The organism is Variovorax cryoconiti, from assembly GCF_051216395.1.
Lineage (GTDB): Bacteria > Pseudomonadota > Gammaproteobacteria > Burkholderiales > Burkholderiaceae_C > Variovorax.
The window spans coordinates 740693-767240 of the sequence record NZ_JBPJZI010000001.1 but is presented as its reverse complement, the minus strand read 5'-3'; the positions used below and the strand labels follow the sequence as shown (position 1 = coordinate 767240).

17 protein-coding genes are annotated in these 26548 nt (G+C 66.7%); 4 read left to right on the top strand and 13 right to left on the bottom strand.

Annotation, left to right across the window (positions count from 1 at the left end; all coding sequences use genetic code 11):
* Positions 1–153: 153 nt before the first annotated feature.
* The 4 genes from ACSFA2_RS03835 to ACSFA2_RS03820 form a co-directional block, all read right to left on the bottom strand.
* Positions 154–13737 carry a filamentous haemagglutinin family protein gene (locus tag ACSFA2_RS03835; RefSeq protein ID WP_435453969.1) on the bottom strand — a complete coding sequence of 4528 codons (13584 nt, stop codon included), beginning with the start codon at positions 13735–13737 and terminating at the stop codon, positions 154–156.
* A gap of 295 nt (positions 13738–14032) precedes the next feature.
* Positions 14033–15076: a FecR family protein gene (locus ACSFA2_RS03830; protein WP_435453968.1), complete on the bottom strand. Its 1044-nt coding sequence runs from the start codon at positions 15074–15076 to the stop codon at positions 14033–14035.
* On the bottom strand, positions 15018–15575 hold the full coding sequence (locus ACSFA2_RS03825) for an RNA polymerase sigma factor (protein ID WP_435453967.1): 558 nt from the start codon (positions 15573–15575) through the stop codon (positions 15018–15020). Before ACSFA2_RS03825 ends, ACSFA2_RS03830 begins: the two co-directional genes overlap by 59 nt.
* A 5-nt stretch (positions 15576–15580) precedes the next feature.
* Complete coding sequence (locus ACSFA2_RS03820) at positions 15581–16324, bottom strand: secretin and TonB N-terminal domain-containing protein (RefSeq protein WP_435453966.1); 744 nt, start codon at positions 16322–16324, stop codon at positions 15581–15583.
* A gap of 1828 nt (positions 16325–18152) precedes the next feature.
* Between ACSFA2_RS03820 and ACSFA2_RS03815 the strand changes: the two genes are divergently transcribed.
* The gene (locus tag ACSFA2_RS03815) at positions 18153–18878 is read left to right on the top strand and encodes an SOS response-associated peptidase (RefSeq protein ID WP_435453965.1); all 726 of its coding nucleotides are present in this window, start codon (positions 18153–18155) and stop codon (positions 18876–18878) included.
* A gap of 14 nt (positions 18879–18892) precedes the next feature.
* On the opposite strand, the gene ACSFA2_RS03810 is transcribed toward ACSFA2_RS03815, so the two are convergent.
* A complete protein-coding gene (locus ACSFA2_RS03810; protein WP_435453964.1) occupies positions 18893–19078 on the bottom strand; it encodes a hypothetical protein in 186 nt (61 codons plus the stop codon).
* A gap of 165 nt (positions 19079–19243) precedes the next feature.
* Here ACSFA2_RS03810 and ACSFA2_RS03805 point away from each other — a divergent pair, with 165 nt between their 5' ends.
* From ACSFA2_RS03805 to ACSFA2_RS03795, 3 genes are read left to right on the top strand one after another with little or no spacing between them, the layout of a single operon-like run.
* Positions 19244–19540: a hypothetical protein gene (locus ACSFA2_RS03805; protein WP_435453963.1), complete on the top strand. Its 297-nt coding sequence runs from the start codon at positions 19244–19246 to the stop codon at positions 19538–19540.
* Positions 19541–19554: 14 nt separating this feature from the next.
* Positions 19555–19887, top strand: a complete 333-nt coding sequence (locus ACSFA2_RS03800) for a hypothetical protein (protein WP_435453962.1) — start codon at positions 19555–19557, stop codon at positions 19885–19887.
* Positions 19884–20135 carry a hypothetical protein gene (locus ACSFA2_RS03795; protein WP_435453961.1) on the top strand — a complete coding sequence of 84 codons (252 nt, stop codon included), beginning with the start codon at positions 19884–19886 and terminating at the stop codon, positions 20133–20135. The genes ACSFA2_RS03800 and ACSFA2_RS03795 overlap by 4 nt, the downstream gene beginning before the upstream one ends.
* A gap of 419 nt (positions 20136–20554) precedes the next feature.
* Here ACSFA2_RS03795 and ACSFA2_RS03790 read toward each other — a convergent pair whose 3' ends face one another.
* The 8 genes from ACSFA2_RS03790 to ACSFA2_RS03755 form a co-directional block, all read right to left on the bottom strand.
* Positions 20555–21499: a hypothetical protein gene (locus tag ACSFA2_RS03790; protein ID WP_435453960.1), complete on the bottom strand. Its 945-nt coding sequence runs from the start codon at positions 21497–21499 to the stop codon at positions 20555–20557.
* Between the two features lie 94 nt (positions 21500–21593).
* Positions 21594–22151, bottom strand: coding sequence for a hypothetical protein (locus ACSFA2_RS03785; RefSeq protein WP_435453959.1), 558 nt, complete (start codon positions 22149–22151; stop codon positions 21594–21596).
* The gene (locus ACSFA2_RS03780) at positions 22151–22633 is read right to left on the bottom strand and encodes a glycoside hydrolase family 108 protein (RefSeq protein WP_435453958.1); all 483 of its coding nucleotides are present in this window, start codon (positions 22631–22633) and stop codon (positions 22151–22153) included. The genes ACSFA2_RS03785 and ACSFA2_RS03780 overlap by 1 nt, the downstream gene beginning before the upstream one ends.
* Positions 22630–22902, bottom strand: a complete 273-nt coding sequence (locus tag ACSFA2_RS03775) for a hypothetical protein (protein WP_435453957.1) — start codon at positions 22900–22902, stop codon at positions 22630–22632. Before ACSFA2_RS03775 ends, ACSFA2_RS03780 begins: the two co-directional genes overlap by 4 nt.
* Positions 22903–23008: 106 nt before the next feature.
* On the bottom strand, positions 23009–23512 hold the full coding sequence (locus ACSFA2_RS03770; protein WP_435453956.1) for a hypothetical protein: 504 nt from the start codon (positions 23510–23512) through the stop codon (positions 23009–23011).
* Between the two features lies 1 nt (position 23513).
* Positions 23514–23927 (bottom strand): hypothetical protein, encoded by a 414-nt coding sequence (locus ACSFA2_RS03765; RefSeq protein WP_435453955.1) that lies wholly within the window; start codon positions 23925–23927, stop codon positions 23514–23516.
* Positions 23927–24460, bottom strand: a complete 534-nt coding sequence (locus ACSFA2_RS03760; protein WP_435453954.1) for a hypothetical protein — start codon at positions 24458–24460, stop codon at positions 23927–23929. Before ACSFA2_RS03760 ends, ACSFA2_RS03765 begins: the two co-directional genes overlap by 1 nt.
* 204 nt (positions 24461–24664) lie before the next feature.
* Positions 24665–26545, bottom strand: a complete 1881-nt coding sequence (locus tag ACSFA2_RS03755) for a hypothetical protein (RefSeq protein WP_435453953.1) — start codon at positions 26543–26545, stop codon at positions 24665–24667.
* Between the last annotated feature and the right edge of the window lie 3 nt (positions 26546–26548).

Sequence of the window (26548 nt, the reverse complement as noted above, 5' to 3'; positions counted from 1 at the left end):
AGAACGAGAACGATCGAAATTCTGCGTGTCCCAAAGGTCTGCACCATGACACCGGCCGATTGCCCCCCTCCGTGCCATGGCAAATGGCAAAGAGGGGGGAGGGTTGCTCGCGTCAACGCAGCGTCGAGCCGGGGCTGTCTCGTTCGTTGACACTCATCGCGCCAGCGCGCTCCGTTCGCTCGGCGTCAAGGCCTGCTGCTGTGCAGCCGTCAGCACGCCACCGCCGAGCAACTGCACCACGCTGTCGGGGTTGTACGAGAGCTTCTCGCCCTGAGCACCGTTGCTGCTTTGCGGCGCACCGGGGGCGTCGTTGCCGAAGCCGAGCACCCGCACGGTGAAGACCGATGGCAGCGCCTGACGCGCCGCCGCACGCTCGCGCTGCATCACGTCCTGTGCGGCGACTGCGGCTTGCGACGCTGCCGCGCTGGCATTGGTCAACGTACCGACATTCACGGAGGCGATCACCGGAATGCCCACCGCCTTGCCCTGCACCTGGATGTTCTCGGCATTGACCACCTGCAACGCGGCTAGGTTGACGTTGCCCGACACACGGATGCCCGCTTCGCCCGCATCGATGGTGCCCAGCGGCGCGATCAGGTCGATGTCGCCGGGCGGCACCTCTGGAATCGGGTTCAGCGTGGCGATGCCGGCGCCGGTGTTCGGTGTCGTGGGCGACAGCGCCACGTTGCCCAGGCTGTCATAGACACGTCGCTGCGGCGTGTAGACGACCGTGGTCTTGCTGCCCCGACCGGCATTGATGTCGCCTTCGGCCGACCACGCCAGAATGTTTCCGCCGAAGGTGGTGAAGATGCGGCTCTGGCCCAGCAGCAAGCTGCCTTTCGAATAGATGTTGATGTCGCCTTCGCCCTGCGTGAGCAGGCCCGAACCTTCGCCCGGCGTGAAGCCACCGTCCACGCCCACCAGCGCGCGTCCGCCCGGCACCATGAGGCTGATGTCGCCACCAAAGTCGGTGTGCATGCCGGCGTCCAGCACCTTGTAGAAAGGAACGTCGTAGCCCGGGCTGCCCCGCGCGACCCACTCGTCCTCGCGGATGTAGTTCACGCCGCGTTCCGGACGTCGCAGAGGGGCCTGTTCGCTGACGAACTGCTTGTAGTACAGCGCGCTGCTGAACATCGTGAGGTCGCCTTCGTAGTGCAGCGTCTTGCCGTCGACGTCTTGCGTGGGAAAGAGCGTGGCAATCGCCTCGCGACCGCGCAGGTAGCTGCCCGAGCGCTTGCCGTCCTCGGCGTTGTATTCGCGGCCAGCCGCCTTGAGTTCGGCGTAGTAGACATTGCGCAGGAAGGCGCTCTGTTGCTCCTTTGGCAGTGCCGCGAAAAAGGCGCGCGCGTCCATGGTTGCAGCGTCGAAATGCAGCCCCATGCCGTTGGCACCGCCGAAACGATCGCTCAACCAGTTGACCAGATGCAGGCCGCTCTCGACCTTGAACTCGCGCGCCAGGTCGCGGTTGGACGCCGTGCCGCCCGAGGCCAGCGCCTGCTGGCGTGCCGCGTCGAGCACCGCCTGCTGCGTGGCCACGAAGGCCTGAGCACCGGCTTCGTCCCCGCGGTAGCCGAACTCGCGCGACAGCCACTGCGCCAGCGTCAACCCGTCGTTGTAGATCTTGAGCGCCTTGCCCGGCTGGTCGGCGAAGGCCGACCTCAGGTCGGCCTGGTTGGCCGGGTCGAGGTAACGCGCGGCGAACGCCGCCCACTCCGGCCCGTGCGAGCCCACACCTGCCGTGACCGAAATGCTGGCACCACTGCCCCGATCGCCCGGCGTCACGTTGGCCACCGGTCCGATGCTGCGCAGTTCGGCCTTGTCGGCCATGTAAACATTGCGCCCGGCACTGATGTCCAGCAGGCCTGGGCCCGTGATGTAGAAGGTGCTGGTGAGGATGTCGCGCCCGGCCTGCACCACCGACACGTCGTCCGGACTGTTGTGCACGATCAGGTTGCCGCGGCCCGTGCCGGTCATCAGGTTGTCCGGTTTCTGCGGTGCGCCTGGATCACCCCGGTTGATCGTGGTAACCCAGCCGAGTGCGCCCGGCTCGAAGCCATAGGTGCTGCCCAGGTTGTCATAACTGCCCAGCGTGGTGCCGGCATTGACGATGTCGCGCCCGGCGCGGATCGCCACCGGCCCGCCGCCGTCGTACCAGGTCGCGTAGGTGCCGGGCTGACCGGTGTGGATGCCGCGATAGACGATGGAACCGGTGCGCAGACCGACGATGTCGCCTTCCAACGCGTAATAGCGCGCCGGTGGCTGCCCCACGTGCACATAGCCGGAGGCCGTCGGTGGCGTGAACGAGAACAGGGGGTACGTGCCACCACCACCACCCCCACCCTGCGTGCCCAAGGTGAGCAGCACCGACGGTGCGACGGCCTCGTTGCTCACGTTGTGCACCTTGCGAGCGCCGTACCAGATGGCTTCGGCATCCCCTACGAAACCCGGGTTGAAGGGGCTGGGCAATGCGGTCGGGTCCGCGCCCGACATCGAAATGCCGAAGCCGCCCGCATAGATGGAGCCGGCGGCCAGCAGCTCGAGCTGGCCGGTGCCGGTCGCGGCGAAGTGCGAATCCACCGGAGACGGCGCCAGAACGACATGCTGCCGCGTGATGCTGTTGTCCACGTTGGCAGGCTTGTAGCCGTAGTAAAGGCTGCCGCTGGCGGCTGCCGCCCGGAAAATCGACGGGTAGATGTTCGCGCCATCTGTCGCCCGCGAATCGCCCTGGCCATTGCTCAGCCAGGCCAGGGTGGGGGTCAGATTGCCGCCCGCGGATAGCAGGTCCACCGCTGTGGACGGCGTCCACAGCGAGAACCAGCTGAAGCCGCCGCCGTCGTGCTGCGCCCCGTCCGCATGGAACGGCGTGCCGCCGTTGAACTGCGGCACGCGACCGGGGTCGACCACGTTGGCGATCACCAGATCGCCACGCGCATCGATGCGCACGCCGGCGTCGCCGGGCACCAGCACCGGGCCGCCACTGGCCGTGGCGGAACTGGCCGTGGCCAGGCCGTAGACACGCGACTCCTTGTTGTCCTGCCGGCTGTACAGCAGCTCGATGCCACCGACGCTCCCCGCCTCGAGCCGCAGTGCGCCGCGCAGGTTGACGAGCGTGCCATTGAGGTCGACTCGCTGGCTGTCGCGCAAATACGCCGTGTTGGCAGCCTGGCCGGTATTGCTTCCCGTGAAGCTCCGCAGCGCCGGATCGGGATTGAGCCCACCGCCGATGCGGACGTCCAGGTCGCCGCCGCCAGTGAGCACCAGGCCGCCATCGGACGCCATGCGGCCCGTGCTGGCCACGGCCAGGTTCAAGCCCTGGCTGCGATTGACGTACACCCCGCCCCAATCGCCACGGCCGGTCAGCATGCCGGCATCGCCCCCGGCTTCCAGCACGAGATTCCCGCCACCCAGCGTGCCGAAGCCGGTGAAACCGACGAGGCGCGGCATCGCTTCGAACCGGGCCTCGCCGTTGTCCAAGAAGGACGGCACATAGGTGCCGAAGTTGATCCACCAGGCCGTCGGCACTGAGTCGGGGCCGGTCTCCACGCTGCCGGTGCCCTGACGCCACAGCCAGGTGCCCACCGACGCGCTGCCGGTGAGCGGCGCCACCGAGTAGCCGATCGCCTCTTCGCGCCGCTGTCCGCCACGCTGGCCGATGCTGTCGCCCATCACCTCGCCCTGCGCGCGCAGCAACAGGTTGCCGCCGGCTTCGGGATACCAGGCCGCATAGAGGCTCTGGCTGCCGCCATCGACGAGCGACTCGAAGGACGTGCCCTTCGCACCCAGTCGCGTCTGGTCGTAGATGACGCTGCGTGCCTGGTCGTGGCGGTCGGGCGCCCCCGCCGCCGCCAGCGATGCCGACGGCGTGCCGGCGGTGTAGACCCCGTAGAGCGACGTGGTGAGGATGTCGGCGCCAGAGACGATGCGCAGGTCGCCCGTGCCGGTGCGCAGCACGCTGAAGAGCTCTTCGCGTGCGGGGCGCGACACCAGCGTGATGTCCGGCGGGATGGCCGGGGTCTCCACGGAAGCCGTGTTACCGACGCCCCAGTCGTTCAGTTCGAGGGGCGACTCGGTGATAAAACCATAGTCGAACAAGGTCTGCAAGGCCGCCGGTGTCATCAGTTCGCCCGGCACGACCGTCCCGGGTGGGAGCCCATACAACTCCCAAGTGGCAACGTCCGCATCGGCCGCCCACCGGTAGGTTGCCGGCGTGCCCGTCCCCGGCACGGGCACCTCCTCTTTGCCCAGCCCGTAGTGCAGGTCGGACAATCGCACGCCGCCCTTGGTGCCGCGCGCCACCGTCAGGCGGTCGGCCGCACCCAGTTCGGCACCGCCCACCAGCGTGACGTCCCACGACTGCGAGCCCGAAGGCAGCATCGGCGCGACCGCCCAGTTGCGGCCCTGGTTGCCGTCGGCGTCGCGTGGACGCAGGTCCACCATCTCGACGCCGCCGGGCAGCTTGACCACGGTGTCGCTCGGAATGAGCGAGCCCTTGCGCAGCGTCAGGTCCTGCGCGAGCTGCACGCCGTTGGGCGTGTTCCATGCATCGCTCATGTCGTTCACCGCCCCCATCGGGAACGGCAACGCCACGCCGCGCGGCCACGTCATGGCGGCCACCCTCGCGCCCACCGGCAGACGCAGGCCCGCACCCAGCTGCGCGCCCATCGGCAGCGTGGTTGCCAGCGGCAGCACGGTGCCCGCGGCATGCAGCAGGCTGCCGGATGCATCGAACACCGCGCCCGACAACACCGTGCCGGCCGCCAGGCTCCACGGGGCGCTCAGCGTGGCCGTGGCCGGCAGCACCGTGTTCGCGGCCAGGCTCATCGCCTGCATCGGCAGGTCGTAGTTGAGAACTTTGCCGGACTGGAAGAAGGTGTCCGCGGCGAGCGTGACCAGGCCGCCGCGTGGCACGACCACGTCTGCGCCCCAGGGTTGGTGACCCTTGATCAGGACCCAGCCGTTGTCGTCGGCGGTGGTGTGCAGGCGCGAGCCGTCGAAGCCGTCGCTGAGGCTGCCGAACACGTCCAGGTTGCCCGCCGCGCGCATCACCAGCGCGCCGGCCTCGCCCGAGCCATAGGCGGCGGTCATCTGCGTGGCCGGGTTCACGCTGGCGTAGCGGTACTTCGACAGGTCGATGTCGCCGTCGACATGCAGGTCGCCGTCGGTGTTGGCCGCGTTGCTGGCGATCTCCAGTCCGGGGCGCAGGTGGAACTGCGAGGTGTAGCCGCGCAGGCCCGCGAGTTTTCCGTTCATGAGGCTGCCGTTGGCCAGCGCATTGGCGATGAACACCGTGCTGTCGTCGTGGCGGTCGTTCAGCCAGGCCTGGTCGATCCGCTGGTAGGTGCGGCCGTCGGCCGTGACGTCGGTCCCGGCCGGTGCGCTGGCGTCGGTGATGAAGGCATTGACCGTGATGGCCTTGGCGCCATTGATGACGATGGCGCCAGCCGCATCGATGTCCACGTCGTTGCCGCGGGCGCCGCCGATGCGCGGCGCGTTCAGCGTGACGGTGCCCTGGTTGCGGCTGGCGCCCGCCACGTGCAGATCCATGCGCGCGCCGCTCGCGAGCGTGAGACGGCCGTCGCCCGAATCGATCTCGATGACCGCGCGGTTCGGCGCATCGATGGCCTGGCCGTAGCTGTCCACGCGCTGCACGCTGGCGTGCGCGTCGAGCACCGCCGCTGCGGTGAGCGTGACGCCCTGCTTGCCGGCCAGCCGGATGCTGCCGACCTGCTCGCCGCCGGCATCGATGGTGCCGTTGACGGTGAGGTGGCCACCATCGACCGACACGTTGACTTCGCGTGCCTTGACCTCGCTGCCGATGATCAGGTCGCCCTGCTTCAGCTGGAAGCTGCGCCCACCGACGACCCCGCCGTCGGAAAGACGTTGGTTCAAGCCCGCGAAATCGGCGATGTGCTGACCGCGCACGTCAATGGCGCCGGCGGCGAAGGGCACGTCGGTGCCACCCGCGTCGTAGTGACCCGTGCTGCCGCCTTCGATCGCGCCCGCCAAGGCGACTGTGCCGGCCGCCTGGCCCAGCGCGATCGCGGTGAGCTTGCCGGCGCGGTTGTTCCGCGCCGACAGATCGATCCTGGAATTTTCCGACTGCGCGATGTTGCCGCCTCGACTCTCGATCACGACGTCGCCACCCCAGCTGTACTTGGCGGTGTCGAAGAAGTTGATGCGGCGCCCGGCCAGGTCGATTTGCGCGCCATCTGCGAGTTGCACGTCGCCCTGCGCGCTGAGGCCGAGCTTGCCGCTCGGCAGCAGCACGGCGGTGTCGAGCACCAGGCTGCCGGCCTTGCTGTCCAGCGCCAGTTCGGCACCCAGCGCACCCGCCAGCGCGGCGTTGTCGGCCGCGGCGGCCGTGGCACCTGTGGGAGTGCTCACGCGAAGGTCGCCGCCGGCGCTGAGCCTGTTGACGGAACCGGCATGGCCGGTCATCAGCGGCGTGCTGATGCTGAGATGGCCACCGCTGTAGTTGAAAGCCTTGGTGGTGTCGTTCCACGGTCCTTGCGATTGATAAACCGACAACATGCCCTTGTGGTTGGCCGTGATGCGCTCGCCGGCATTCAGGTTGACGGAAGTAAACCCCAGCGCGACCCGATCGTGCGTACGCACCGAGTCGACACGGATGCCGGGGCCGAAGCCGAACTCGATCTCGCGTGCATCGATCGTCAGCTGTCCGCTGCCGGTGCCCGCGCCACCGGCCACGACGCCGCCCGCGGGGTCGAGTGAACCGGTCCAGACCAGCGTGTCGGTGTGGATGCGTGCCGTATCGCCCGCACCGCCATAGCCATAGATGGCCGGCGTGCCGAGCACCAGGCGATCCAGCGCGGACTGGCCAGTGGCCGGGTCGATGGTCGACAGCGACACGTTGCCGAAGAAGCTGACCGAGTCGCGCGCGGTGAGCACCAGGTTCTCCAGGGCCGGTGCGCCGACGCTGCTGTCACCCAGCAGCAGGCGGCCGAGCACGTCCTGGTTCAGCGTGAGACCGGCCCTCAGCACGCCGCGCGCCGCGGCATCGTCCAATGCCGGCGCGGTGCCGACGTTGATGCCGCCCACGGCGAGCACGAGGTTGCGCGTGCCGTAGCGCACCGCGTCGCCGAGCACGAAGCGGTTATCGGTCGCCGCCGTGATGGTGCCTTCGGAATACAGCCGCGTGACGCCACCGCAGCCTGCCGAAATAGCGCATGCGCCGATCTCGATCGAACCTGCGCCGTTGCCATCCACGTCGGCACCCAACGGCGCCAGCATGTTGAGCACGCCGTTGGACACCGCGAGCATCGCGTTGCGGCCCGGGCTGTAGGCATAGCCCTGGCTGGCATCGTACGAGGCCGCACCGCGGCCCAGCGTGTTGATGGTCGCACCCTGCTCCAGCACGATGCCGCCATCGATGCGGCCATTCAGCAGGAACACTTCGGCGGCATTCAGCTCTGCGCCCGCGCGCATCACGATGTCGCGGGTGTTCGCGCCCGTCACGTTGATGATGTTGGCGGTCTGGTGCGAACCCGTCTGCGGGTTGGTGTATTGCGACGTCAATTGCCCGCCGATGACCAGGCGGGAAGCACCGATCGCGTTGAGGCTGCCGGCATGCACCGACACACCATCAAAGCCGCTGGTGGCCGCGGCGCCGTCGGCCAGCAGCTCGTAGCGCGACGCGTTCCACACCACGGCAGTCAACCCGTGGCCGCCGTCCGCGGCGGTGCCGAGCACCGCGCCGTCGAAGCGCAGTGCGGGCGCATCGCCGAGCGAGCCGGCCTGGCTGGGCGACAGGAAGTTGAAGTGCACGGCCTTCGCATCGCGCTCCAGCACGGGGCGTGGCACGCCATCGCGCGCGGCCAGGGCGGTTGCGAAGTCGGCGTAGCTGGTCTCGTTGTATTGCGAATAGCTTCGCAGGGTGTCGGCCGGTGTCAGCACGACCTGCGTCGGCAACACGTCCTGCGCCCCAGACTGCGCCACGCCCAGGCGCGCCGAGGTGCTCCAGGAACCGTTGCGCATCGCGCTGCCGGTGCCGAAGGCCCCGGCACTCGCAGCCAGGCCGTTGAGCTCGACACGGAAGGCGCCCGGCAGCAGTGCATAGGTCGAAGGCAGCAGCGTGTAGGTGCCTGCGGGCAGGCCCGGCACGCCTTGGCCGATGGTGATCTGGCGACCGATCGCGGGGTCGCCGGCCCCCTTCTCGGGGGCCACGGGCGCCTGACCCGCCTGCACGCCGGGCACGATGGCGTAGACCGGGTTGGTGGACAGGCCCGGGAGCACGAATCCGCGCCCGTCGCTCGATCGCTGCATCAGCGGATGCAGGCGTGCATCGGTGGAGCCGCCTCGCCCGCTCTGGAAGGCCGCGCCCGTCAACTCGCCGCCGCCGGACAGATCGATGACCGCACCGCCCTGCACGTTCACGGCGTGCGCATTGAACAGCACCTTGGGCTCGTAGCCCACGCCCTGGTAGTTGACGTCCGCGTCGTCGTAGTAGTAGCTCAACCCGTCGACCGTGCCGCCATAGGGCATGGCCAGGCCGTTGGCGCTGACCGACGTGATGCTGCCCGGCAGCAGGTTGACCTGCCCGGTGTAGCCGCTGCCGTCGGCGCGACCGAGCGTGATGCTGCCCAGCGGCGCGCGCAGCACGCCACCCTGGTTGACGGTGGCAGAGAAAAAGCTCATCGCGCCGAACACGCTGTACGGCATGGGTGGCAGCGCGTCGCCGACGCGTTCGATGTTCAGGCTGCGTACCGGGTCGAACGAGATGCTGGTGTTGCCCCAGACGTCGATGCCGCTGCGCTGCCCCACCACCACCGTGCCGCTGCCGTAGATTTGAGTGGCCGCCATCACCAGGTCGCCCGGCGAGAACAGCGCCGCGCCGCGCAGACGCAGATCGCCGCCGCTTCGCAGCTCGACGTCGCCAAAGGCATCGCGCTCGACCTTCAAGGGGGTTCCGCTGTTGTGCACGATGGTGCCGCGCGCGCCCATGCCGAGCTCGCCGACCACATCGATCAGACCGCCGTCGATCAGCAGCCTCGCGTCTTCGGCGACCTGAGGCACACCCAGGGCACCGTTGCCCGCACTGGTGTTCTTGGAGCCGAACACCGGGTTCGGCATGATGGTGTTGTCACCCTGTCGAGGGACGCTGCCGGCCAGCCGCAGGTACGGCGCCGACAGGTGCACCTGGCTGTCGCGTGCCGCGGCCTGGCTCAGGCCGAGTGCGCTCGCGGTGACGTACAGCGCGTTGCCCATCTGCAGATCGACGTTGCCGTCGAAACTGAGCAACCCATTGGCGTACAACGAAAGGGTATCGAAGCCGGCGGCATGCACCGCATCGACGCCGTAGCGCGCCTTGCCGTAGGCCAGGCTCGCATGGGACTCACCCACTTTCAAATCGGCGCTCAGCCCACTGCCCCCATAGGTCTGACCCAGCACCAGTTCGCGCGGCACACGCACTGCATCGCTGACCGCCGCGCCGAGCAGGCTGTAGCGGTCGACGCCCAGGTAGAGGGGTGTCTCGAGGTTGAGCGCCAGGCTGCCGCCGGATGCGCCGGCGCCCCCGGCGGCAGCACGCAGCTCGCCGTCGATGTAGAGGCCGTTGCCCGAGCTCAGTGCGATCGCACCACCGTTGCTGGGTAGGAAGACCTCGCCCAGACCGGGCAGGTCGAGCGTGGCGGACGCACCGGACGCATCCAGCCGCGCGCCCTTGCGCACCACGACGAAGCTGTTGATCGCGCCGATGTTCTGCGACGTCAGGTCGTTCCTGCCACCGACTTCGATGACACCACCGCCAAGCACCTGTCCGTAGCGTCGCCCCTGCGCGTCCACGTCGACATAGGCCTGTCCCGAGACGTCGAGCACGGCGTGCTCGCCGATCCAGAGTGAACGCGCGCTGGGATTGCCCTGCGGGACGCCCGTGCCGAAAGCGCCCGGCAACACGGAGATGCGGCCGCCATGTGCCTGCAGCTCGCCCTCAATGGTGATCTGCGCGTTGCCGGTGAGCGTGAGGGTCTCGCCCGGATCGACGGTGACGCGCGCGCCTTTGCCAACGAGTGCATCGCCCTCGGACCGCAGTGAACCCGCCACCAGCGACAGGCTGGCGCCGTCCCGCAGGTTCATCCGCGCCTTCGCAGGGTCGTCCTGCAACAGGGGCGGCAACCACGTTTCGAGCACGAGCGAAGGGTCTTCGCCGCCGGCGAGTTCGCGCGCCAGCGCGGGATTCGCGCGCAGCACCGGCATGGCGACGGAGAGCTGCGCTCCATCGACGACGGCGAGGCCGTCCTGGCCCGTGACCTTGTAGTCGCGGAAGCCCCTCTGGAAGAGGCTGGTATCGAGCGCCAGAAAGGATTGCACCGCCACCGTCTCGGGCCAGAGGCTGCCCACCGGAATGCGCGTGCCCGCCGGCACGACCACCGAGGTCGCCGCCACGCTGCCGCCCTGGTAGCTGCGCGTGTAGGGCGTGATCGGCAAGCCGTTGGGAAAGACACCCGTCGGCAGCACATAGCCTGTGCTGAGCTCGGTGATGGTGACCAGCACCGTGCCGGCAGGCAGGGTCGTGCCGGCATAGAAGTACTTGCCGCCCTGCGTGGCCACCGTGACCGGCAGGAGCCAGGGCGCCTGCAGCGTCACCGGGCTGCTTTCCTGCACCATCGGGCGCACGGTGGTGGGCACCGGCTGGCCCGGGAACAGACGCGAGATCGTGACCGAGAAACTGATCGGAATGACCTGCCCGGCCCCGATGACGTAGTCGTCCGACAGCCGCAGCGGCAGCGTGCTGGCCTGGCCGGCCTCCAAGCGCTCGACGGCCTGCGGCAGGTCGCCACCGATGCTGACCAGCGTGCCGTGCTCGATATTGAGCTGGCCGCCCCCCTTGACCCCGTACCCGCGCAATGTGCCGTCCAACGCGAGCACACCGGAGCCAGCGTACTGACCGGCGGCCAGGTCGACGTTACCGCCCTTGCCACCCTTGAGCGAGCCGTCGGCCATCTGCGCCGCGCCGGACGACACGTCGATCAGGCTGTCTTTCTCGAGGATCACGCTCCCACTGCTGCGGATCGCCACCGTGCCGCCATCGACGAAGGGCAGCCCCCCGATGCGGGTCGGATCCTGTTGCAGGTTGCTCCACACGCCGCGGGCGTCCAAGGTCACGCCTTCGGCCACCACCGTCTGCAAGGTGCGTCCGGTCGGCACCGTGGGGTTGATGGGCTCTTCGAGCCATGTGCCGCCTCCCGCTTGGGAGCGATGAACGAGCATGTCGCCCAGGACAATGGAGCCGCTGCGCGCGGTGAGATCGGCGCGGATCGCCACCTCCGTCGCATGCAGCGCGATGTTGCCGCCCATCGCCACCGTGACGGCCTCGTCCACCGCCACGGCGCCACGCGCATACACCTCCAAGGCACCCAGTTCCAGCCCATTGAGCCAGGCGGCATCGAGTTGGATTCGACCTTTTTCCGGCTTGGCGCCGCCGGGCATGTCGCCGATCAGGACCTCGTCCACGATCGCTGCAGGGCTGTTGCGCAGGCGTCCGGTCTCCTTGTCGTACACCGGCGTGTGGCTGCCGATCACAAGCTGTGCGCCGCGGGCGATCGCCGTTTGCGCCTGCTGGTAGCCGTCCATGCCGGCATCGCGGCCACGCGTCTGGCGGTCGCCCTGGAAGGTGGCGCCGTCGACGTCGCCCTCGAGCACCGCCGCCTGCGTGGCGACCACGAGCTTGCCGGCATCGCGGCCCACCGTGTAGCCGTTCTCCAACCGCCGCGTCGGCCCGATGAGCGGGCTGTAGAACGACTCCTCGGCGGCACTGCCCCAGCGGACGTGTTCCGTCTCGAAGCCCTTGTAGACGCCGGTGTAGAGCAGATCGCCCGGCGCACGCGAGGCGTTGTAGAGCCGGCCGTCGGCGCCCTTGAGCCATGACTGGTTGATGTAGCCGGTCTGCACGTCCAGCGTCCCGCCCGAAACGTTAATGGTCGAGCCGAGCCGCGTGACGAGCTCGCCGCCGCCGAATTGAACGATGCCGCCCTGCGCCGACCATTCGCCAATGCCGTGGCCGGTCACGCCCAGGTAGCCCCCTACCTCGAGCAGACCGCCCGCGGTGTACCAGCGGTCGGTCTCGTAGCCGTTGGTGCCGGCCGGAACCAGCACCAGGTCGCGCCGGTCCAGCCAGAGGTTGCTGTTGTTCAATAGCTTGGAATCGCGGTTGCCCGGTGCATCGCGTTGCTCGTTGCCCTGGACGTTGATGAGGACGTTGTTGGCCTCCATCGCCACGACCACCCCCACTGCGCCCGAAACGTCGATGGCCGCGCCGGCCTGCACCGTGCTGCGGCCCCGCGCGTCCACCAGCACCTGGCCGCTGGTCGCAAGCGTCAGCGAGTTGCCGGCGAAGTCGACGTTGCCGCCGCTGTCGATCTGGACCAGCGACTGGTCACGCCGGTGCACGACGCCGTCGCCGGCCTTGTCCGAGTCCTTGATCAGCGTCTCGCGCTGCACGTCCAGCGCGGTCGCCGCGCTCGCATCGAGCAGCACAGTGCTCAGGCTGCCCTCGCCCAGCGAAACCTGACTTTTGGCGTCGGTCTTGTCGGCCAGCAGATGAAGGGTGCCGCGTGTGTGGACCGAGGTGGTGGCGACCAGCGTGCCCTCCTGCCGCACGTCCTTGCCCACCAGCGTGATGTCGCCGGTCGTGGCCTGCACCAGACCGCTGTTGACGACCTGCCCGGCCTCGCTGCCGGTACTGCGCAAGGGGTTCACCACACTGCCTCGCGTGGTCGAACTCTGATTCGAATCGGTGCCCAGGCCCTTGCGGATCACGAAGGCATCGCCGGCACCCAGCACGGTCTGGCCGGACGGCGTGGCGATCTCGCCGGCATTGCGGACATCGCGTCCCAGCAACAGCACATAGCCGCCGCCTTCGGTCACCGACTGCGGCGCATGCGTGGCGATGCGCGCACCGGCCTCGACCGTGACACCCGCCGTTGCCGCGCTGTGCGCGAATGTGCTGGCGGTGGTGCTCAGGTCATTGGCGAAGGTCGGGATGAAGGCCGACCCCTGGGCGTCGCTGAACAGACCCTTGCCGAATTGCGCGTCGCTGATGTTCAACGCCGACGCCGCCAGGTTGCGGGTGTCGACCTGGCTACTGCCGCTGAAGACGATGCCGTTGCGATTGACCACCATGACGGTGCCATCGGCCTGGATCCGGCCCTGGATCTGGCTCGGCCGCGCCTGCGGATCGTTCACCCGGTTGAGCACCGCCCAGTCGGCCTGCTGCTTGAAGTCGACCGTGGTGTTCCGACCGACGTTGAACGTTTCCCAGCTCAGGATCGCGCGGGCGCCCGTCTGCTCGATGGTCACGTGCGTACGGCCATCCGAAAGGCCTTGCTTGGGCGCGTTGGCGTTTGCCCAGCCGGCCGTCAGGCTGTTCGTATCGACCACCAGGCCGCCTTCGGACAAGCCGTCGGGAACATCCGCTGCGCCGGCGAGTGCCGCCTGGCGCGCAGCCGCCTGTGCAGCCTGTTGTGCTGCAATCCCGCGGGCCGCCAGCTGGAGGTTCCCGATGGATCGTTGAAGTTGCGCATTGGCCTTCTGTTGCTGCGCCAGCGGATTCGTGACGGTGGACGCGAGTTGCCCGTTGGGCAGCCGTCCTGTGGCCGCTGCGGCGTCTTGAGCGAGATTTTTTTGCGCCATCCAGGCCGCGCTGAACGCCCGCTGTGCCTGTGCGTTACCCGCCACCCCGAAGGCCGCACCGGCCGCGAGCATGGCGGCCACGCCGCGCATCATCGGATTCAGCCGCGTACGCCGCAAGGAGGCCCCCCGCGCTCCTGCGCGGTACGAGGATGAGGATGCGTTTCTGGTGCGCTTGACCGTCGGGTTGCGTTGCATGAATGACCTGTTCGTGTTCAGTTGCTCGACTGCGTCACGACACATCCGCGCCTCGTCCGGTACGCCGGCGAGCGGGTTGGGTCATGACCTACGGGAGCTATGACAGAACAAGAGAAACGCGACTGCAGCATGTCACGAAATCTTCACAGAGCAGGTGCGGCTTCACGGAACGAGAAGCCCGCCCAACCCGTCAGCCGGAGGCCGTCCCCAGCAGCACGATGCCGCCAGGCAGGTGCGTGACATCGAGCCGGTAGACGTCGCGCACCAGCGCCACCACGTCGTCGAGCCGATCGATCGAGAAGCTGGCCTGCACCCGCTTGCGGCCGATCTCGGCGTCGGTGAGGATCAGCTTGCCCCGGCGATAGCGATTGACCTCGTCGACAACTTCGGACAGCGGCGTTTGATCGAACACCAGCTGGCCGCGGCGCCAAGCGCTGACGGCGGCGGTGTTGGCACGTTGTGCCACACCCGGTGCCGTGCCGACATACAGGAATTGCCGGTCGACGTCGACCGAGGTGCGGGCACCGCCTCGCCGAACATCGACACGCCCCGCCAGGCACGTCACGCAGACCTCGCCTTGAATAAAGCGCACATTGAAGCGCGCACGCTCGGCGGTGATGACCCCGTCGCCCGCCGTCATCTGCACGATCGGCGCGTTACCGTCGATGTCGGTGCGGATCTCGGCCTCGCCCTCGAGCAACTCGAGGGCCGCCACCCCACCTTCCACGCGCCGCCGGTCGACACGGGTGCGGGTGTTCAGTTGCATCACGATGCCCTCGGCCGTGACCACCTCGATCTGCTCACCAGTGGTGGTTCGGAAATCGGCCGTGAGATCGGTGACGGCCGGCCAGAGCCCCAGCGGCGGACGCACGACCAGATAGGCTGCCGACGCCGCCAGGGCCGCGCCCAGAAACGCGCGGCGGCCCGGACGCTGCGCACCATGCGGCGCAGCGTGGACCGCCTCTGCTCGTTGCGCGCGCTGTGCCGCCGGTCGCAGCTCCTGCCAGACGGTGCGTGCCGCCACGAAAGCCGAGGCGTGCTCCGTGCTGCTCGCGCACCAGCGCTTGAAGGCCTGCGCATCGTCGGTCGTCGCACGTTGCGACGCGAGCCGGACGACCCATGCCTGCGCTTCGCGCCGGATGGCCTGCTGGTGCTGCTCGGGGGTGTCTCGGGCTTCAGTCATGCGACTTAGACTGTTTTCCCGCGCCGGGACCGAAGCGCTGGATGAAATCACGGCCGAGACGTTCGCAGCAATGTTCGAGCCCCGCGCGCAGTTCCTTCTCGATCGTGCGCTCCGACACCCCGAAGCGACGTGCGATCTCGCGGTGCGGCATCTCGTCGACGCGCGCGGCGACGACGATGGCGCGGCGCCGACGCGGCAGCTCGGCCAGGGCGCGCTCGAGCGCGTCGATTTCACCACGCGCTTCGGCGATCCGAGCGGGATCGGCCAATTCGTCCGCCATCTCGTAGAGTGCCTCGACGTCCGGCACGCTCAGCAGCCGCGTGGCGCTCTTGCGCTGATCCTCGGCGATGTTCAGTGCAATGCGAAACAAGTAGGCGGAAGGGAAGCGGATGGCGCCGCGCACCGTCATCGCCTCCATGCGCAGATACGTTTCGTGCAGCGCATCGTTCGCCAGATCTTCCGACCCCAGGCGCTTGTGCAGGTGTCGGCGGAACTGGCTATACCGCGCGAGGAACAGCGCGCGCATGGCCGCCTTGATCGACTCGGGCATCGTCCTCAGTCTCCCGCCGCGGACGCCGCGTCACAGGGCCCTGTGGAATGGGGGCGCGGACTCAACAGCACGGTCAGCGGCTGCGGCAGCTCGGGCGGCAGCGCGTGTCCGATGGACAGGCGCTGCACCTGCTCGAGAAGCTCAGCGTCGCGAGACTTCTGCCCGCTCGACTCGAGAAGGCGAGCGCGACGCACACGACCTTCCGGGCCGATCCAGAGCTGCAGCACGGCGCGGTACCGTCCGAACGTCGCGGGTTGCACCGTGCACATGGCTTGCATGATCGTCGCCTGCAGCGCCCCCGCAAACTCGGCGACGGCAGAGGCCCCCATGCCAGCCTGGGCCAGCACGTCAGGCGCTCCCGTATCGAAGGGGATGGGCGCGCTTGGCGCGGATCCCTCGGGCTGCGGCACCAAGGTGAAAGCGTTGCGACCGCTGTAGCGAGCCGACAGTCCTGTGCCGGCCAGCAACTGCCCCAGCGCCTCCCGCGCGGCAAGCTCGCCACGCACAGCTTGAGCCGTCAACCCGCGGGTCATCGCGCTGTCCACCAGCACGGAATGCCCTGTGAGCCTGCCGAATTCAGCCAGGGCTTTTTCGAGCGGCTGGGCCGGCAGATCGAAATGCGTCTGGGGACTGGCATCACCGAAGTCTTTCACAACGTCTGCCCACGCTGGTGGCCATGCAGTCAGCAGTGCCGCCGTCACGCAACAGGCCCGTACCAAACGACAGGCCAGAGCAAAGGTAAGCGCCATGCGGCAGGATCATGAGGAGGAACGGAAGTCACGCGACGAGCACATCGTCGAGCTTCGATGGCGAGATCCCACCGGCGCGATGAGGACGACGAGGACGACGAGAACGACGAGGACGACGAGGCATGCTAGGAGCCGCAGATGACCGAACCATGACGAAGCCGGGGTCGACGGTGCAAGTTTGCTCTCAGCGCGTCGGATACCTTCACAGCGCTGTCACTTGCCGACACTACCCTCGCGCCGCCGCCTTGATTGCGCCGAGGTGCAACCTCGATCGGTTGAAGCGGACTCGGCCATGAACGCACCGTGGGCGCGCGACATGTCGAACAGGATGGGCCCCATGAACAGCAGCACGTCGCGTGCACGGCGCTGGGAGAGTTAGATGCTGGAAATACCTTTGCCCCGGGATTGGACGCTGTCCTTCGCACCCCTTGATGCAGGCGCCGAAGAACAGGTCGCCGAACTCAAGTTTCTCGGCGATGTCATGTGTCACCTGCCTCTGGGTCGATCCATGCTGGAAAGACGCCCTCAAAGAGCCCTCTTGCTGGAGGAGGCCGAGCGGTGGATCGAACGACACGAAATCAGCAGACTGGACGATGGGGCCTGCGACTGCTCGAGCCACCATCGAGGCGACCATGGCCGGCGCGCCCCTAGCATTCAATCGCACATTTGTGCGTATTGAGTCACTCTTCATGTGAAACGGTCGTTCACATCGCTTCCGCGTCACTGGATTTCGGTGTGGAGTCCGGACCCCACGCTTCCCCTCTCCCAATGACAAAGGGCGTCCGGTGGATGAAACCGGACGCCCTTGGACGTTTTATTGGTCGGTGTGAAAGGATTCGAACCTTCGACCCCTTGCACCCCATGAGGGTGGCGGTTCTGGCCTAACTCGGCGCCGGGCCTCGGACTTCTCCCTTCACCCCTGACAAACGAAGTGCATCAAAATTGAGGTTGTGCGCATCCGGCTCAGAGGGATGGAATTGGGATTTGTCAGGTGTTCCGGACCTCGGCATAGGCGCGGAGCCTGGACACATCGGCCCGCTCATTTCCCGGCAGAGGCGAACATGCCACCAAAAATTCGGCTTAACGACAGTCAGTGGAACGAACTTGTCAAACTGGCCAGCACCGCAGGGAAAGCGGCCAAACTGGAATCCCCGCCCTCTCCCCGGCTGATATCGAATGGGTTCATAGCGATCAATGGTGCAGGCAAAAGCTGTCTGACGGAGCGAGGGGCCGATCGCATCAACCAAGGCCGCTAGTCGAGTCCAACGCTGCCGTCACATCGGGCCAGCCTTGCCGCGAAAGTTGCGACAGTAATACTGCGTCGGTTCTTCGGGTCGCCGTATGATGTTGCGCCGCCTAACCACCGGCATACTCCCGTGCCGGGGCAACCCGGCTTAGCCCGCTTCGGCGGGCTTTTTCCTTGTCCGCCAAGTCAAGCCGTATCCGCCGCCTTAGCTGCGCCGCAGCTACGCTGTTTTCTGAGGGACGTGCCTGTCATACAGGTCCTCGACCTGTGAAATCCACGCGTCCAGTTGCCGTTGATACTCAACGTCCAGCGCACGCTCATCTGGCGTGCACGGTCTGCCCTTGAGCAGGTTGCTCGAAAAACCGAGGTGTGGCTTCGGCGGTACTGCAATCCCCAGAGCTTCCAACGCGTGGAGTTGCCTCAACGTGGCAGGGATACGGTGTGGCATGGAGGAAGTTTATAGAACCCAGCGCGCATGGGTGCCAAGCGGGGTGAATTGTTGAAAGCCAAGGCGCGCGTTTTCCCTACGCGGGCGCGCCGTTGCTAGGGACACATTCAATGGCCTGACAGCAGACTTCCTCTATGTGCAGCCACTATCAGGCAGAAAAACGCCGGCACTTTTACGAGAAGCGCTTCGGCATCAAGTTGCCCCCGGCTTGGGAGCCGCCCCGCGGCAGCGGCGGACTGCACGTCTACCCCACCCAGTTCGCGCCCATCGTCCGCCGGCCGCCTGGGCGGGATGCCGGCGATGAAGCGGTGCCCGACTTCGAGGTGGTGGAGGCGCGCTTCGGCCTGCTGCCCGGCTTCGCCAAGGAGGTGAAGTACGGCACCCGCACGTACAACGCCCGCTCAGAGACGGTCGCCACGCTGGCCAGCTTCAAGGGTGCCTGGGCGAAGGCTCGGCACTGCGTCGTGCCCTGCGAGGCCATCTACGAGCCCGATTGGCGCACCGGCACGCACATCCCGACCCGATTTACCGCGGCCGACGGCGGCACGCTCGGCGTGGCCGGCCTGTGGCAGCCGTGGAAGTCGCCCGAAGGCGAATGGGTCAACACCTTCACGATGCTGACCCTCAACGCGGACGATCACGACCTGATGAAGTACATGCACCGGCCGGACCCGAAGCGCCCGCCTGAGATGCAGGACAAGCGCATGGTCGTGATCTTGTCGGAGGGGCTGTACGAAGCGTGGCTCGATGCAACGACCGCGAACTCGAAAGACTTCATCCGCCAATACCCAGCTGACCAGCTGACCGCGACGCCCGAACCGCCGCCACCCAAGAAGGGGGAGACCCCGAGCCTGATCTGAGCAAGGTTTCCGGCTCAGTCGTCCGGCTTGGGCGATGTGTCCTGGTAGTCATGCCCTGAGGGCTGCCCGGGATCTTTTTCCCGGCGCTGCTTTGCCTTTTCATCTTGATCGGCGAGCCAAGCAGATGCCGCGGGCTGTCGAGTTCCTTCATCCAAGGAGAGCGATTGGATGGTGTCGATCAGCTGCTGTCGGCGGTTCATGAGACCGATTTGTATTCACCCGCAGGCTGTCTCCCTGTAGCGATATAGATCAGACGGCGTTCGGACGCGCCCTACATCGATCTCACACCGAGACGCGCCATTCGTCGGATTCACTGGATGCACATACAGTGCTTTGCTAGGATGGGCAGTCACAAGGAGCTGACCATGTGGCAACCACCAACCCCAATTTCTTTCCTCGGCCGCGACCTCTCAGGACAAGAAGCCTGGGTCCATGTCTTCGCACTGACCTGGGACGAGCTTGAAACGAAGCGGTCCCTGTGCATGGCCGGGTTCGAAGTCTTCGGCGCGGCAGTCGCGGCGAAGCACGGAGATGAGCACCCTGCCGAAGTGGCCCGACGCCTGTTCCCCGAGGCAGGCGAGTACCGCGAGGACATCTATCCAAGCACTGCGGCCTCCGTCGACATCCGCGCGTTCATCACGCATGACGACGTTCCCTTCTAGCCGTGCTCTGCACTGTGTTCGTGCTGCGCCAAGCCGGCATGAAGTTGCCGCGCGAGGTCGTCCCAAAGCTCTCTGTAGTCGGCTGGCTGTTCATGAGCCAGGACTCGCGCAAGTTTTACCCGCAGACCACGGCTCGGCTGTTCCGAAGCCCCGAGATCCTGATCGACGTCATCGAGCCGCTGGTGCACGCTCACGTCAAGAAGATCGAGCGCGGGGGCATCCTGATCTACGGGCAGGAGGAGCAACAGGCCTATCAGGCGCCGAGCGTACCCCAGGTCTGGTGGTGCAAGCCGCGCGAGATGGATGACGTCGTGCAGCCGATGTCGCCCGCGACAATGCATCCATGAGCAACATCTACGACGCTGTCACCAAGGCAATCTCGGCGCATTGGAAGGCGCACGACATGAAGTACCCACAGAAGCTAGTGCTGTCGCCGGAACAGCGCGGCACATTCATGCGCCTGCGCAACATCAGCCGAGATCCGGGTCACGAGATCCATGACGCGCATTTCATGGGCGTGGCGATCGAGGAAGTCGCTGGGGCACCCGGCTATCTGGTCGCGGTCGACGGCGGGCAGGTCGCGCTCGGCCTGTAGCCGGACCACAAACGAGAATGGCCCCAGCGCCAAAGCGCCAGGAAAGGAGGGCGGCAGTCAGGTGCTCAACAGGTTACCGCTCGCATGCGATGAGCCCCCCTTCGCCTGGAGCCGCAGCCATGCAACAACGCGGTCCGGAACGCAAAATGCCGCACTCGCTGCGGCATTTGAAAATGGTGACGGCCCGCAGCTTCGAGGACCTCACGTCGTGAGGGGCTGCCCTTTTCAAGGCCCTCTACCAGCGCTGCGATCGGCCGTCGCCGCGAGTATAGGCAGCGCCAAAGTCAGTTCAATGACGCCCACGCCTGTGACAAGGCTGCATCGGCTAGGGCATCGGAGGCCACAGCGCCGAAGCGCCAGGGGCCGTGCTGCGAGTGCAAGGGGTGTCAGGGTGGTCGAGGTCGCGATGCCGCTCGATCCTAGTTTCTGGTGATGCTCACGGCATTGAGCGAGGCAGTGGTCCCGCCAGAGCACGGAGCCCAGGAAAAAGTGTTGGTGATGCTGTATCCCGGAGGGATTGGGCTCCACGAACACACCACCTGCTCATGCTGCCCGGGGATCTTGATGTCATAGCCAGCATAGGTGGAGCTGAAGTCTGCATGCGCACAGTTCACGTCCGTAGCTGCGCCCGTGACGACATACCCCGCTGGTATCACCGTCCTGCTGCAGACCCGCATGGGCGAACTTGGCACCGCGATGGTCCAAGTCTCCCTTGCGAAGTCCGTGAAGGTGCTGTTGATGCAGTCGGTCGTGGTCGCCATTGCGGTCACTACCCATCCTTGAGGGAGGTTCGTCTCCCGACAGACGTTCATAGGCGAGATGAGGGGCTTCACTGTCCGCGTTGCGCGACTGTAAGAACCATTGAGGCCACGGCACGTATTGCCGGTGAAACGGCGAACAACAGCGTGACCGGCGGGGATGCCTTGGTTGTCGCAGATTTCGATGTCTGGTTGCGGCGGGGCCACATCACCGCCGATGTGCCAAAGCGCCGCCTGATCGCTCGCACGACGAATGACAAGGTTGCCATCATCCTGCAGACCGAGATAGGCGCCTGCACTTTGCACTCCGGCACTCCAGATGTGTTGTCCGCCAGCGGTATAAATCGCGAAGTTGCCATCCCCCTGCATGACGGCCCACGCGCCTGGATAGGCCTGGGTCTGTGTGTTCCAGCGCGCAGTGCCGTTGGCGCGGTAGTAGACAAGGTTCCCGTCGCCCTGCATCACGAGGAAGTACTTGCCCTGAGGGCTGTAGTAGTACTGCCCAGTGACCAGCTGGGTGTTGGGCGCAATGTCCACTGCGCCCGCCGTCAAACTGAAGAAAGCTAACAACAGGCCGCTCAGAATATGAGCAATTGACTTCCGCATACCTCACTCCTTTTTTGTTACTGAGAATCATGATCAGTAACAAATAGCCCCGCAAGACCACGAAAGTAATACTCAAGATCAGCGCGTCGGCAAACTACCGGGCCGCAGGTTGCTCGGCGATCTTTCGCAGTGAATCCCCTGCCCGCTTCGAACCCGCCGACGAGCCGAGCCAGTAGTTGCACACTTGGCCGAACGCGATCGACAGGCCGCCGAACATCACGTTGAGCAGCTGGAAGGCGTTGTTCGGCAGGTCCGCCGGCACGATGAAGAGCCGGTAGATGCAGAAGAAGAAGCCGGCCACGATGAGCGTGGACACCACCGGTGCGCCCCACGCGATGGAGCTGCCCACGCTGGCGAGGTTGACGGTCTGCTGGCGCGCGCTCTTCGTGTCCTCGATGCCGGCCGCCTCGCGCGCTTGGTCGACCTTGGCCATCTCCACGGCCAGAGAGGTCTCCGCGGCCTTCAGCGCGACGATCTGGTCGCCGCTCAGCGTGCCGGACGCGAGCGCCGCGGCGACATCGGCTTCGCTGGCATCAGGCCGCCCGAGCACCTTGTCGGCGATCACCTTGACCGCTGCACCGGCGAACGGGCCCCCGAGGATGGTGGCCAGGCCAGGGGCCACGGTGCCGATTACGTCTTTCCAGTCAGCCATCACGCCTCCAGTCGCAGCAGGTTCGCCGCGATGCGCCGTGCCCAGCCCTTGCCGAAGTTCGGCCACCCGGCGAGGTCGGTCATGAACTGCAGGCGCTGGCCGTTGTACTGCGCGCCGATTAGAGGGCCGGCCGCGCGCGCCGCTGCGATGGTCTTCGCGCCGATCACGCCATCAGCGGTCGCGCCGGCCGCGCGCTGCAGCCACTTCACAGCCTGCGTCACACCCGAGTTCACCGCGGCGTCGAAGACCTCAAATTTCACGGCGTCCGGCAGCTGATCGGCCTGCAGGGCGTCCCAGTACTGCGTGCGGTAGATCTGTTTGGCCGTGTCGCGCGGCAGTTCGCGCATGGGGCCGTTGTGGCCATAGGTCACGGCCACGCGCTTGGTAACGCCCCACATGGTCTCGCCGCCGGGATCGGCAGGGTGATTGACGTAGCCGCCCTCATGGCCCATCAAGCGGTCGAATGCGTCGTTGAAGTTCATCGAGCACTCCTTTTGTCGGATTCGAGGTTCTCGATCCTGAATTTCAGGATCGCCAACTCACCCTGCACGGTGCTGGCCTGGTTGTTGCCGGCCTTCACCGAAATCTTCAGGTCCGTCATGTCCTCGCCGAGCTGGCCCAGCTTGAAGTACATGCTTGCGAATGCTGCTGCGATGGCGAAGGCGCACCCAAGGAGCCAAGTCAGCGGCAGTTTCATGTCGATGATTCGGGTGACCCGAGGCAGGTCACCGGGTTGCGTTTCCTGGCTCATTGCTTGTCCCCCGTGTTGCGCGCGCGGAGCTTGGCCCAGATTGATGCGAGCCAGTCAGCTATGCGGGCGCGTAGGGCTTGGTAGAGGTAGCGCATCACAGCTCCAGCTACGGGGTCAGTTCTTCAACAACCAGCGTGGCCGCCGTTGCGCCGCCGAAGATGGGGCCGCTACCTGCCTGATCGTTCAGACCGTAGGTGCCCGCGCTGCTCAGACCCATGCGCACTTGGATGGTGATCGCGCCAGAAGTGCCGACCGGGACTTCGGCCTCCAACACCAGCTGCCCGAAGTAGTTCGGCGCCGCGTTGGTGTAAACGGCCGCGGCGACAGCGTTCGCACCGGTGCCGACGAAGATCGCCGCGATGACGTTGTTCAGGTTGGTGACGCTGGCAGTCGCGCGAAAACGCAAGCGAAGCTTGTTGGTCACAGACTTCGGCGTGAACGACAGGCTAAGGATCTGATCGCCCTCGCCGATCTGAGGAATCGTGTTGTCCAGCGGGATGATCCCAGTGAATGCGGCGTGACCGGTGTACGCGGCATAGGCGCTGTCCACCACCGCTCGCACAGGAAGGCGCCCCTTCGTCAGCGGTCGCGCCGCGAGACCGGCCTGCATCTCAATAGTCCCCGACGGCAACGCCGATCAGGTGCACCAGGTTCGCGCCGGCGACAGCCGTCTTCACACGCGCTCGCAGCGTGGCGCCGGATGCGAGCCACAGCGCGCCGCTCTCGCTGTACTGCAGTGCGGGGATGTCGGCGGGGTTGAGCACCGCTACCGACTTCGTGGTGCCGTTGGTGCCCGCGCCGATCGGGATGGGAACCTCGCCCAGCACATAGTCGACGCCGGAAACCTGCACCGCAAGTTGCAGCACGTTCGCGGTCGCAGCGTCGCCGTTGCTGGCTGAGATGGAATCGATGCGCGTGCCCAGCGTGCCGCCCGTGGCGATGGTTTTGAAGGTGGTGCCGTCTGCGTTGGCGAAGACAACAACAGGGGTCTTGGGGGTAGCGACGAACGAAGCAGATGCAGCCATCAGAGGCCTCCGAAATTGAAGGCGTGCGTCGGCATTGCCGCCGCGCGCAGGTTGGCGTCGACCTCTTCGATTGCCGCTTGTGCGGTGTTCGCGGTGATCGTCGTTGTGGGGGTAAAGGGGAGGCCCGCGGCGGTGGCTGCGGTGATGAAGATCTGCCAACGGCCGGCGGCGTAGTCGGTCGCGAACACCGTGCTGGTGTGTGCAATGGCGCAGACGTAGGAGACGCCGCCGACGTCAACGAGATCAGACACCGCATAGCTCTGTGCGGTGGCCCACAGACCACGCGGGTTGAGCTTCGCCATCAAGGCGACTCGAGCGGTGGTCGACAGGTTGTAGAGCTCAACCAGCGCATCACGCAGCTTGCCGTCATCACGCTGAATCAGCGCCAGGTTCGTGCATAGCGCAACGATCGAGGTCGACACGTTGTCCAGCTCGGCGTCGACCTGGTCGGTGCGCACCGTCGAACGGCCGCCCACGTTGCTCCGCTCATCGGCGGAGAAGTCGGCGCTGCGCAAATATGGTGGGGCCTGCATCGCCTGATTGGGCCGCCTCAGGAAAGAAGTTTTTTCCCTGAATCCACCTACACTTGAAGGATGGATGCCACCCAGTTCCTTGCCACGGGCCTCGTCGTCGGCGTCATCGGCCCGCTGTTTTGGCTAGGCGTGAATGTGTTCGAGGGGTGGCTGAAGCGCAAGGTCTATCCCCGCTTTCGCGCACGCTACCCGCGCACCTCCGCGCTACTGGGAAAGCAGATTGGCCGTCGAAAGACCAGCAGCGCCGCCCAGCAATTGCGCGGGCCGCGTCGGATTGGCGAACAGTAGATTTGCCGCTGAGATCGGCTTGACTGCGGCGGGGGTTCGCGACATCAGACCTCCGGCAATCTTCGGGTCCAGCAGGGCCTGAGCAAGCAGCGACTGGATCTTCTCCTCGGGCTCCGAGTAGAGGAACTTCGCCACCTTCGACACGCCGGGAAGATTGAGCGCGCCGCCCACCACACCAGGCGCGCCAGACTGCTGGGCGATGTTGCTCATCGACAGTTTCTGGAACGTGTCGGAACCTGGGCCGCGGCCAAGGTTCTGCGCATTGGTCTTGCGGGCCAGGTCGCCAGCGATCCCTTCGAGTGCGCCCATCTGGTCGGGCGTCATCAGGTCCCGCATTCCCGCGCCCTTGAACTTCGTGGCCTTGATCGCGGTCTGGTCGGCGTTGCGCATGGCGTTCGCGAACTTGCTGGCTGTCTCGCTGGCAAGGCCGCCGAAGTCGTTCAGCGCGGGCTCAAGGTCAGTCAGGAGCTTCTTGCCGACGTCCATCTGGCCGATCGGCTTGGACATATCGGCAAAGGTGGTTCGCGCGGTGCGGTATGCGGGATTCGCTCCCTCCATCCAGTTGAGTAGCTGGCCGCGCAGCGCCTTCACCGAATTGCCGGCCGAGCCTGCGTAGCCCGACGCCGGATCGGTAAGCATGGCGTCCACCGCCATCTTCAGGTCCTGCAGCCCCTGCCCCGTGATCTGGCGCGACGCCGAGCTTGGCCGGTTGGCCAGGCCCGAGAAATGGTCGGTGTTCCGCACGTCGAAAGAGAACGTGCGCTGGTTGTTGGCCGCCAACTCCTCGGCGCGCTTGAGCGCCTGCTGCATGGCGGGAGTCTGAAGCAGACGCTCCAGAGCAGGGTCGACGGTGTAGTTCGCTCGGGTGGCCTGTGCGTACAGCGGGCTGGTCGCAGCCTCGCGGGCGGCCACCGCTGCAGCGCGCGCGGTGTCGTCCTGTGCAATGCCGCGCAGCGCCTGCGTGCGCGATGCCGCCTGCTGCATCCCACGTTCTGCAAAAGCCGCGGGCTGCGCTGCAGCGACGCTTCGCTCGAGCGCCGCGATGCCGCCGTTCTCGGCAACCTGTGCGGCCGTTGGCAGCGAGCCCGGAACGAGTTCGGCGGCGTTGCTCAAGCGCTGGGCCACGTCCTGCGCGCCCTCGCCCGCCGCGCGCGCCAGCGTGCGCCCTGCGATGGCCTCACGACCACTGGCGTACAGCGGCTCGGTCAGGGCCTTGGCGGTGCGGCCAATGGCGGGCACAGCCTCGAGTACCGCCCGACCTGCAGCGGGCAGCACCTGGCCACCAACCACACCAGCCGTCGCGCCGAATGCTGCGCGGCCTGCGCGCTCACCAGCGCTGCCGTATTCCAGAGCGCCCGGAATTCCGCCAGCAGCCGCCAGCCGCAACCCCGTTCCGACAGCTGTCGCGCCGCCGCCAACCGGAATCACCATGCCGGGCGCGGCCTCGCCGACCGCCGTCGCGATCGGGTGCGCGTCTGCGAGGGGCTTGTAGATCGCGGCCTTCTCGTCGACGTTCTGCTTCAAGCCGCCCATCGCGGACGTCTCGCCGCGCGAAGCCAGCCACATCTGCGTCAGGCCGTCGAGCATGCTGTCGAAAGTCTTGCCGGCGCCAATGACGCCGGCCTTCAGGACGCCGGGGTCTTCGAATGCCGGCGCGGCGGGCGCTGCGGCAGGGGACGCCGTTGGCTTACCGAACTGCTGCTGCGCGAACGCGAGAACGTCGGCCTGGCTGGCGCCCTCAGGGCCCTCGAACACATGGATCGCCCCGTCTGGGCCCTGCACGCGGTACTTCGCCATCGC

Coding starts and splice junctions, on each gene's coding strand:
- ACSFA2_RS03815 (WP_435453965.1), top strand. CDS start 18,153: ATGTGCAGCCACTATCAGGCAGAAAAACGCCGGCACTTTTACGAGAAG.
- ACSFA2_RS03825 (WP_435453967.1), bottom strand. CDS start 15,575: ATGCCCGAGTCGATCAAGGCGGCCATGCGCGCGCTGTTCCTCGCGCGG.
- ACSFA2_RS03835 (WP_435453969.1), bottom strand. CDS start 13,737: ATGCGCGGCGTGGCCGCCATGCTCGCGGCCGGTGCGGCCTTCGGGGTG.
- ACSFA2_RS03805 (WP_435453963.1), top strand. CDS start 19,244: ATGTGGCAACCACCAACCCCAATTTCTTTCCTCGGCCGCGACCTCTCA.
- ACSFA2_RS03780 (WP_435453958.1), bottom strand. CDS start 22,633: ATGAACTTCAACGACGCATTCGACCGCTTGATGGGCCATGAGGGCGGC.
- ACSFA2_RS03755 (WP_435453953.1), bottom strand. CDS start 26,545: ATGGCGAAGTACCGCGTGCAGGGCCCAGACGGGGCGATCCATGTGTTC.
- ACSFA2_RS03785 (WP_435453959.1), bottom strand. CDS start 22,151: ATGGCTGACTGGAAAGACGTAATCGGCACCGTGGCCCCTGGCCTGGCC.
- ACSFA2_RS03790 (WP_435453960.1), bottom strand. CDS start 21,499: ATGCGGAAGTCAATTGCTCATATTCTGAGCGGCCTGTTGTTAGCTTTC.
- ACSFA2_RS03820 (WP_435453966.1), bottom strand. CDS start 16,324: ATGGCGCTTACCTTTGCTCTGGCCTGTCGTTTGGTACGGGCCTGTTGC.
- ACSFA2_RS03775 (WP_435453957.1), bottom strand. CDS start 22,902: ATGAGCCAGGAAACGCAACCCGGTGACCTGCCTCGGGTCACCCGAATC.
- ACSFA2_RS03770 (WP_435453956.1), bottom strand. CDS start 23,512: ATGCAGGCCGGTCTCGCGGCGCGACCGCTGACGAAGGGGCGCCTTCCT.
- ACSFA2_RS03810 (WP_435453964.1), bottom strand. CDS start 19,078: ATGAACCGCCGACAGCAGCTGATCGACACCATCCAATCGCTCTCCTTG.
- ACSFA2_RS03765 (WP_435453955.1), bottom strand. CDS start 23,927: ATGGCTGCATCTGCTTCGTTCGTCGCTACCCCCAAGACCCCTGTTGTT.
- ACSFA2_RS03795 (WP_435453961.1), top strand. CDS start 19,884: ATGAGCAACATCTACGACGCTGTCACCAAGGCAATCTCGGCGCATTGG.
- ACSFA2_RS03760 (WP_435453954.1), bottom strand. CDS start 24,460: ATGCAGGCCCCACCATATTTGCGCAGCGCCGACTTCTCCGCCGATGAG.